Source organism: Allobosea spartocytisi (genome assembly GCF_014764685.1).
In the GTDB taxonomy this organism is placed as follows: Bacteria; Pseudomonadota; Alphaproteobacteria; order Rhizobiales; family Beijerinckiaceae; genus Allobosea; species Allobosea spartocytisi.
The window spans coordinates 1-3722 of the sequence record NZ_JACXWY010000053.1 but is presented as its reverse complement, the minus strand read 5'-3'; the positions used below and the strand labels follow the sequence as shown (position 1 = coordinate 3722).

3 protein-coding genes are annotated in these 3722 nt (G+C 64.1%); 1 reads left to right on the top strand and 2 read right to left on the bottom strand.

All coding sequences use genetic code 11. From position 1 onward, the window contains the following. Positions 1-2080 (bottom strand): relaxase/mobilization nuclease domain-containing protein (locus IED13_RS28395; RefSeq protein ID WP_191126127.1); only part of this gene is annotated, 2080 nt, incomplete at its 3' end. Then, positions 2077-2505: a hypothetical protein gene (locus IED13_RS28390; protein ID WP_191126126.1), complete on the bottom strand. Its 429-nt coding sequence runs from the start codon at positions 2503-2505 to the stop codon at positions 2077-2079. The genes IED13_RS28395 and IED13_RS28390, both read right to left, overlap by 4 nt. A 508-nt stretch (positions 2506-3013) precedes the next feature. Between IED13_RS28390 and IED13_RS28385 the strand changes: the two genes are divergently transcribed. Continuing rightward, entirely contained in the window at positions 3014-3715 is a 702-nt protein-coding gene (locus tag IED13_RS28385; protein ID WP_191126125.1) for a ParA family protein, read from the top strand. The last annotated feature ends 7 nt before the right edge of the window (positions 3716-3722 follow it).

Genomic DNA, 3722 nt, shown 5'->3' with positions numbered 1-3722 from the left:
ACGTAGGGTCGATGCCGGCCGTGGCTTCCTCCCGACGCTCGGCAGCGATCGCACGATCGGCCAATCTTGCGGCGGTCGCGGCCTCTCGCTCCTCGCGCTGCTGAACTCCGCTCGCCCGCTCGATGAGCCTATCAGCGTTGGCACCGGCGATAGCCTCGACCTCGGCGCGGCTCATCTGCTGCACGCCATTCTCGGAAGCGCGCTGCAGGTCGATGCGGTTCGCGAGCGTCTCGAGATAGCGCGATGATGCCTCGCGGAACTGCTGTTTTGTCTCTCCGTCCAGCAGGTCGCTGGTTCGCGACACCGCGTCATTCATGACGCGCAGGTCCTTTGCCATTTGTTCGGATGTTGCTGCCATGTTCGGGCCCTCCTTCGTTAACTGCTCCACGCGTTTCCCGATCGTCTGCACGATCGACCCGACGGTCTGGGCCATCAACAAGCGCTCGAGCATATCCTTTGCTTGCGGGTTAGCCGGCTGCTCGGTCGCGACCGTCCGCCAGGCCTGAACACCCTCGTTCACGACCTTCAGGTCTTGCGCCGTCATGGGCAAGCGAATTGGGTTTGTGCGCGCGACCGCTATCCGCTGGCGCGCATTGTCGATCAAACGCCGATTGGCGGGATCCGTGGCATACGCGCGATCGCGTGCCGCGCGGGTCGGCCGCGGCCGATCCGCCGCGTCGACGATCGCCTTGTCCTTCGGACCATAGCTTTGCGACGACGCGCGTTCGCGCGCAGATGTCGCGACGATCTTGAGACCTTCCGCCTGCGCATGCTGGGCGTAAGCCTGCCGCCACTCGCTGAAGGTATCACGGCTCGGGTGCAGCTTCTGACCGGCCTCGCTTTTCACCGCCACCACCGCATGGACATGGATATGGCCGGCCGCCTCCTTGTCGGTATGGACGCCGAACATGAATTTGTGATCGGTAAAACGATCGTGCAGGAATGCGCGAGCCGCCCGCGTCAGTGCGTCAACATCGGTTCCGGCCTTCGCCGACACAATCAGATGCATGGTGTCGCGCGACGATTGCGAGCGCAACGTCGGCCCCCATTCGCGCGCGGCGGTCCGCGTCTCCGCGACATTGGCGATCGCCTTGCCCCGGTCGTCGATCGCCGGACCTTTCTCGATCAGCCTGTTGAGACGGTAGGTCACCCCGTCGCGGCCATGACTCGTGGCGCGGGGGACAATACCGATCGCCTCCGGCGCTAGGCCGGTCGCTCCTGTGATCCGCTCCTTCGCGCGCGCTTCTGATGCCATGTCGAGCCTCTTCTGCGTCAACCCCCTGCCCTCGGCTCCGACGCGCTCTTCGCGGACCCGGAACCGCTCCTTGCCTGGTCCAGCCATTGCCGTCACCACGCGCGCTTCGAGCATGCCGTCGCGCGTGGCATCAATGCGATAGGCGTGTCGATGGCCCTCGAAGCCAGCCGCAACCGCTTTTTCGAGGATCGCCCTGCCCTCCGGCGTGTCAGCAACACCTTGGAGCGTCAGGCGCACCGCGCCGACGTCATGGCTCTCGGCTCGCTTTGCGAAGTTCGTCGACCAGGCTTTGATCTCATCTGCGACTGCTTCGCGATCGGCAAGCATCCGGCCGTCATGGGTTTCGAGCGCGACATCTTCACGCTGTACATATTGGCCCGTCGCAGTCGCCCGCGCCACGCCACGCGCGTAGGACACCACTTTGATGACGGCGGGCTGATAGCCGGCCGCAAGCTGACGCGCGCGCCCGACAGCTCCGCCCTGCCCTTCGCCGCTCCCGCCTCCTCCGCCGGGCCCGCCGCCGGCGATCGGAGCTGATTTCGCGGCCGAGGGCGTTGACGCGCCCCCTCTCCCTCCACCGCCACCCGACGCAGTGGGCAGGAACCGCAACCGCTCCTCATCCCGTCCGCCGGTGATCGTCGTCCCCCGGATGATTTCGTGAGCCGTCGGCGCATTAGGAAGCGGCGCCACCCGACCGCGGCGACCCCGCACCTCCTCATCGAGCCCCGACGTCGGACGCCGACGCGTATGCCCCGCATCGTCGATGGCACGTCGGGCTGCCTCCACCTGCTCGACCCACCAGGCGATCTGTGCGGCGCGGCTCATGCGGACTCGCTCTCGGCCAGCTCCACCGGCAATGTCAGCTTCGCTTCGCGACGCAATTTCGATCCGTAAGCGACCGTCATTTCGGTGAGCTCGTCGTTGATCGCCGAGACGATCTCGTGCAGGCCGCGCCAGACCGGCTCGGTGTCCTCGATCCGTACTGCATGGCCGCGGTGGATCGCTTTGAGCACCTGCGAGAGATTTCGGCCAACCATGCGAACCTGGCTCGCAAGCGCGACGACGGCGCGCGTATTGTCGGCCGACAGGGCTGGGCCGGCCTGCACCGATGCGCGGATCAACCGGCGAACGACCTCGGCCTTGGGCAATCCGAACAGCGCGACGGCCTCCTGAAGCCGCTGCTCATCGAGCTCGGACAGTTCGGTCCGAAGCCTCGGCTTGCGTCGCGGTGCCTTCTCGGAGCGGGCCATCGGCGCTCCCCTTCCCTTCCGTTTGCAAGACTCGGCGGCCGTGAGGCCGGAGCCAAGGCGTGGGCATCGACCCGATGACCACGAAGGCGCGTCAGCGCCCTTCGGCCGCGTTCAGCAGCCGTCCCCCGGTTTGGCCCATAAACCGGTATCTTGTCAACCAATATCTATTATACTGTACTTATCACGGAGACACATGACAGACCCCACGACACCACACGAGATGGCCTCGACCGGGCCCAACCGACACCCGAATAGTGCAATACCGCTCTAACGCTCTAGCGCATTACCGCATTGCGGCGTTAATGCAGCAGTGAAACGCGGCAATCGCGAGTTACGGTAATGCGGCATTAGCTCATTGAGGCACTGCCGAAAGGCGGCACTGCCACAAAACTGGAATCGCACATGGACGACATGCCGCTATGCCGAGCTACCGGAAAGAGGGAATGCAGCATTGTCGTATATATATTATACTGTATGTTGTTTTGAGATGCGATCTTAAGGAGAAGCCATGCCGAGCATCTTCGCTGTTGCCAACCCGAAGGGCGGGAGCGGTAAGACGACCGTCGCTATCATTCTCGCGGGCGAGTTTGCCAAGCATGGCTATTCGGCTGCGATCATCGATGCGGACCCTCAAGGGTCCTCATACCAATGGCACGCTTCGAGCGTCGCCAGGGGATTGAGCCCCCAGGGGGTCGACCTGGTCCGTGCGCCGGACGAGAGTGCGTTGGTCGCCGCGATCGATAAGCTCCAGTCCTACGACGTCGTCGTGATCGACACGCCAGGCTACTACGGTGACGTTCTCGTCCAGGCCGCGTTGCATGCCGACCTCGTGGTCTTGCCCTGCAAGGTGCATACCTTCGACGCTTCGCAGGTGGTGCGCACCATCCGAAGCCTTGAGCAACACGCAACCACGTCGGGGCTCCCAATGAGCCAACATCGTGTTCTGTTCAATGAGTACGACAGTCTCGATCGGAACACCCGGCCGCTGCGCGAGGTCGTCGCCTATCTCGATGCGGAAAAAGTGCCGGTCTGTTCAAACGCCCTCTATCGGCGCATCACCTACCGCACCATGACGGGCGGACATGGGACGCTCTATCAGATGAGCGACAAGGACGAATCGGTTCGCAAGGCGAGGTTCAACGCCGATCAGGTGGTGCGCGAGCTGCTCGCCGCGAGCCAGAATGCCGCGCATGACGAGACGGCGGCATAGGCATGGG

Bases quoted from the DNA above. Each gene is read 5' to 3' on its own strand.
- IED13_RS28390 (WP_191126126.1), bottom strand. From the start codon at position 2,505: ATGGCCCGCTCCGAGAAGGCACCGCGACGCAAGCCGAGGCTTCGGACC.
- IED13_RS28385 (WP_191126125.1), top strand. From the start codon at position 3,014: ATGCCGAGCATCTTCGCTGTTGCCAACCCGAAGGGCGGGAGCGGTAAG.